Here is a 4,744-nt window from a genome sequence, read left to right as displayed (position 1 = left end):
ACCATCGCCTCGGCCACGGGCATGGGCACGGCGACGACACTGCGCCGCCACTTCCACCGCACGATCGGCGTACCACCGGACACCTACCGCCGCACGTTCCGGGCGTGAGGCCGCGTGATGTCGGCGCGATCGATTTCCATGATGACTGCCTGATGCTCGTTCGACGCCGTCATGCCCGCCTTGCCGGTGGCGTCCATCACCAGCGCCGTGGCTGTGACTGTCTGAATTCGCCACCGAACGCTGTCGCTGCTCCTCGACGAAATCACTCCTTCGCCGGCTCATGAGGGGGCGCGACTGAGCCTCCTGGACAGGCCGTACCAATCACTTCGACCCCGTGACCGGCGCCTGCGCCGGCCATCACGACCGACCCGCCCGAACAGGTGTCCACCCATCGGGCGGTCAGTGCGTTCACCGCGGTCACCGAGTCGTGCAGGTGCTGCCGGTTCATGCGGGTGACCGTACAAGAGTCAAAGGTCTTGGGCGAGGACATTTCTGGCCTTGCGCATGCTGCCTGCCCGGGGATGTCAGCCGTTGGAGCTCACTCGACGCTCCAGTCCTCCTTCCGCGGCGGATAGGCGAAGGTCTGCGTATCGGCCCAGTCCTCTCCGACGACGCGGTAGTCGTGCGCGGCTTCGCTCGCGGTGTGGTCGCGGCCGATGTCGACCGTATCGGCAGTCGACCAGACACCGTTGACCTTGTGCTCCACGGTGTAGAGGAACTCGTTGAAGCCCGAGGAGGACACGCACGTGTTGACGATGGTGAGCGAGCTTCGCCCTGTCGTCAGAGCCGGCGGGAGGGTGACGATCTGGTTTCTCCACTTGTAGATGCTGTCCTCAAGCAGCGGTCGCCATCGTGCGGCCGGGGCTCCGTCAACGGTGATGGTGGCATGTTGCAGACCGACGCCTGCATCCAGCCGACGGATCAGCCGTACGCCCGTATTGGCCGGGTTGACAGTCACGGTGAACCGGCTCGACCCCCCGCGAGGGAACGCACGACCATCGTCACTGATGATGTGGGCGGGATCCACGACGGGGTCAGCCATCCCTTCGGACGCGCCGCGTTGCGGCGTTGCCCCCTGAACAATGATGACGCTCACGGTTGCCGCAGCTGCCGGCACGGCCACCGCTGTGAGCAGGGCGGCTTGGCGCCAACGTCGACCGGCGGCACGGTCCGTCCCCGTGCTGCCAGGTGCGGCCATGATCTGGGCAGCGAGCGGCGTGCCGTGGGAGGAATCGGCGCTGCGATGCTCCTTGGACCCGGCGGGCAGCTGATTGACCCGCACCCGCTCCCACGCCCGTTCCCACGCCGGGAGCTGATGGTCGGGGACGCGGCATCCCTGAAGGAACGCCACCATCACCGCCTTCTTGGGGAAGCGCCGACCGGCCAGCATGTCGGCGCAGGTCGTGCGTGGCAGCCGCGTTCCGCCCGCCCTGTCCGCCCGTGACTGAAGCTCTCGAAGCGACACGTCGGCTCGCACGAACTGCTCGGCCAGCAGTTTCACCAGCTCCTCGTGGCAGGTCACCGACTCCAGCCCGCCCTCAGTCGCCTCTCCTGCAGGCCGAGGGTCTTGGTCACCTTGGGGGGCCTCGCTCATCTTTCCCAGACCCTGTCCTCTCCTGATCTCGGGACGCTCAGGCTCACGTGCCGCGCCAGACAGTGTACGAGCGATTGCTCTGCGTGTCCGGCTCCGGAGTGACAGCGTTTGCCGGTCTCCTGCAACAGCGATCGTTTCCGCTGCAAGACGATGTCGCTGAGAAGTAACAGCGCTCCGGGGCTGCGGTGGCTGCGGGCCGATCTGGACGCGCCGCCCAAGCATTCACCTGGCGGGCGAGCTGACCAGGTGTTACCTGCTCGCCTTCCGGCTGTCCTGGTCGGGCAATGCCGTGCACCGAATGTTCCCGACCTGCTCGCAAGAGGCGTTCTTCGAGGGCCCGGGTGGAGTCGGAGCGGTGGGTGGCCTTCAGAAGCTGGGCCGGTATCGACGCCTTCTACTGCCGCCCCGGACTGATCGGCGCGCACGAGAAGGGCGGGGTTGAGGGTCAGATCGGCTGGTTCCGCCGCAACCGCCTGGTACCCGTGCCTGCCGTCGCCTCGATGAGCGAGCTCAACGCGTTGATCGACCAGAGACATCAAGACGAGCAGCGCGGATCCGGATGCGCAAGCAGACCATCGGCGAGCGCTTCGCCCACGAGCCGCCGCTGCCGGTCGAGCCGTTCGAGATCGGCCGGCGGCTGACGCCGCGAGTGAACATGCACGGACAGATCAGCGTCCGCACCAACCGCCACTCGGTGCCGATCCACCTGGCCGGGCACCGGTGCGGGTCATGCTGTTCGCCTCCCACCTGGTCGTCTGCCACAAGGCGCAGAGGTGGCCCGGCTGATCGCCAAGGGCGGGGCCAGTCCGGAGCCGGGCCCGCCGCCGTCCCGGCCGGAACGGCTGGCCCCACTCCTCGAACGCGTTCTCAGACCGCTCGAACTTCGGCGAGCCGCTTGACTGCGAACTCGTCGTCCCAGCAGATGGCGGCTTCCCATGCGGCCGACGCTTGCGCGGCGATGTCGTACGCGCCGTCGTCTAGCCCGGCGGCGTTGTCGGGCAGCACGAGGTCGAGGTCGGGGACGTCGACGTGCGACTCGTCCCAGTCGATCAGCGCGACTTGATTCGCGGTCATGCGGACGTTGCCAGGGTTGTTGGGGTCGCCGTGGACGACGCATGTCTGACGTCCGGTGAGCCGCGCCCACGCTGCCCGGCATCGAGCAACGCTCTCAGGGGGCATCGCACCGAGGTCGATCCTCGTCCCGGTCTCGGCGTGCAGGAGGTCGGTCGACGATCGCCAACCTGGGCGCTGCGGCCAGCCCTGCGTCAACCGATGCAGCTCGCGGAGCGTGCCGGCCACGCGACGCCAGTCGGCCTGCGTCTCGGGCGGTCCGCCATCCAGGTAGGTCATCACCACCAGACCGTCGGCGAACAGCCGGCCGTCCGTGGTCGGGATCGGCACCGGCACGGTCAGACCTTCACGGTCGAGGTGTTGGAGGAGCTCGGTCTCCCACGCGAGATCAGCGTCGCTCCTGGCACCGAGACGACCGACCGCGAGGTGCCCGTTGACGCGCACGCTCCACACGTCGTTGGCGACTCCGCCAGCGAGCGGTTCGATGCGAGCGGCGTCTTCGCCCCACTGCCCGAGTGTTTCCCACCCCACTGGCCACACCCTACGGGAATACCATCGTCGTCCTCATGAACGACGCGGTCTCAGCCGAGCGGGAATCCAGACGCCACGGCGAGAAGTCGAACCTGGCGCTCTTCCTGTCCGCCCGGGACGGTCGGCGTACAGGAACCGGTGCAGAGCCAGGTACGCCTGGACGTACACAGCGATGATCGGCGACATCACCTGACCGACGGTCTCGGGCAAGTCGAGGTCACGGACCGGGACGGCATACCGCTCGACTTCACGATCCACGTGCCGAGGCCCCGACGCGGCGTTCGGCGGTGTCCGGCCCGTCGGCGGCCGGGGTCGTGCACGAGGTCGCCGGCCAGGGGGACCTGGTCAGCCGGGCAGTGGCACGCGATAAACCCGTTGTGACGTCGATGATCTCTTTCGATAATGGCCGGCATGGAGGAGATTGAGGTCGTCGTCGCCCATAGCGAGCGAGCGACCCTGCGCGTCGGCGATGTGTTCCTGAAGATCGACGCCGATCAGACGCGCACCGATGTCGAAGTCAAGGCGATGGCCATGGTGCCGATCCCGACTCCGGAGGTGCTGTGGCGCAAGCCGCCCGTGCTCGCGCTCGCCGCCCTGCCCGGCACGGCACTCGGCCGCCTCGGTGAGCCGTCGACCGCGTCGTCGGCGGCGTGGGCCGCGGCGGGTGCCGCCGTACGGATGCTGCACGACGCGCCGCTGCCGCCCTGGCCCGGCCGGAGCCTCGACGAGATCGCATCGCGCCTCGACGGCGAATGCGAGTGGCTCGTCACGAACGGCGTCCTTCCCGCCGACCTGGTCACGCGGAACCGCCGGGTTGCCGAGGCTGCGCTCCGGCCGTGGACACCGGTGTTCACGCACGGCGACCTGCAGGTCAGCCACGTGTTCGTCGACGGTGACGAGATCACCGGCGTGATCGACTGGTCCGAGGCGGCCCAGGGCGATGCCCTGTTCGACCTCGCCATCTTGACGCTCGGACACGAGGAGCACCTTGGCGACGTCGTCGCCGGCTACGGCACCGATGTCGACCTCGACGTGATACGTGCGTGGTGGTCGTTGCGAAGCCTGCTGGCGATCCGCTGGCTGATCGAGAACGGCTTCGACCCGTCCTTGCCAGGCTGCGAGTTCGACGTGCTGCGAGCCCGGATGTGAGGCCCGCACGAGCCCGACGACCACGAGTACGCGCCCGTGACCAGGCATAGAGGCTGACGCGAAGACCGGCAGGCGAGTGATCAGCGGCGCGCAGTATCGCGCCGACGCCATCTGCCGGGAAAGCCACACATGCTCACGCCCAGGAGCACATGCCCCCGGCTCACTGGCCCCTCCCACACCAGTGATCAGTAGATCGCGAGGGTCATTGCCCGCTTCCTCGGAGCGCTGCTATTTCTCACCGACATTTCGCGCCCCATCAGCCCCCAAGTGCTGTCCGAACTGCCGACAAACGCTGCTGCTTGTGAGGATCTGGCGCAAAGTCCGTGAAGCGGTGACGGTGCGTAATGATCGTTAGGTTGTGAGGAGCACTCGTTTGCGGAGGAGGAGAAAGCCGGCACG

Annotated in this window: 3 protein-coding genes and 1 pseudogene; 2 read left to right on the top strand and 2 right to left on the bottom strand. The window is 67.8% G+C overall.

What is annotated here, in order from left to right:
* Positions 1 to 108, top strand: a pseudogene (locus ACIBVN_RS60575) (AraC family transcriptional regulator); the annotation flags it as partial.
* 430 nt (positions 109 to 538) lie between these two features.
* On the opposite strand, the gene ACIBVN_RS60570 reads toward ACIBVN_RS60575, so the two are convergent.
* Both ACIBVN_RS60570 and ACIBVN_RS60565 read right to left on the bottom strand, forming a co-directional pair.
* Positions 539 to 1,501 (bottom strand): hypothetical protein, encoded by a 963-nt coding sequence (locus ACIBVN_RS60570; RefSeq protein WP_397151947.1) that lies wholly within the window; start codon positions 1,499 to 1,501, stop codon positions 539 to 541.
* A gap of 960 nt (positions 1,502 to 2,461) precedes the next feature.
* Positions 2,462 to 3,196, bottom strand: a complete 735-nt coding sequence (locus tag ACIBVN_RS60565) for a phosphotransferase (protein WP_397151945.1) — start codon at positions 3,194 to 3,196, stop codon at positions 2,462 to 2,464.
* 402 nt (positions 3,197 to 3,598) lie between these two features.
* On the opposite strand from ACIBVN_RS60565, the gene ACIBVN_RS60560 reads away from it, so the two are divergent.
* A complete protein-coding gene (locus ACIBVN_RS60560) occupies positions 3,599 to 4,345 on the top strand; it encodes a phosphotransferase family protein (protein WP_397151943.1) in 747 nt (248 codons plus the stop codon).
* Positions 4,346 to 4,744 lie beyond the last annotated feature (399 nt).

Source organism: Nonomuraea sp. NPDC049400, assembly GCF_044466425.1.
Lineage (GTDB): Bacteria > Actinomycetota > Actinomycetes > Streptosporangiales > Streptosporangiaceae > Nonomuraea.
The sequence above is the reverse complement of the archived record's forward strand: the minus strand, read 5'-3'. Positions and strand labels throughout refer to the sequence as shown.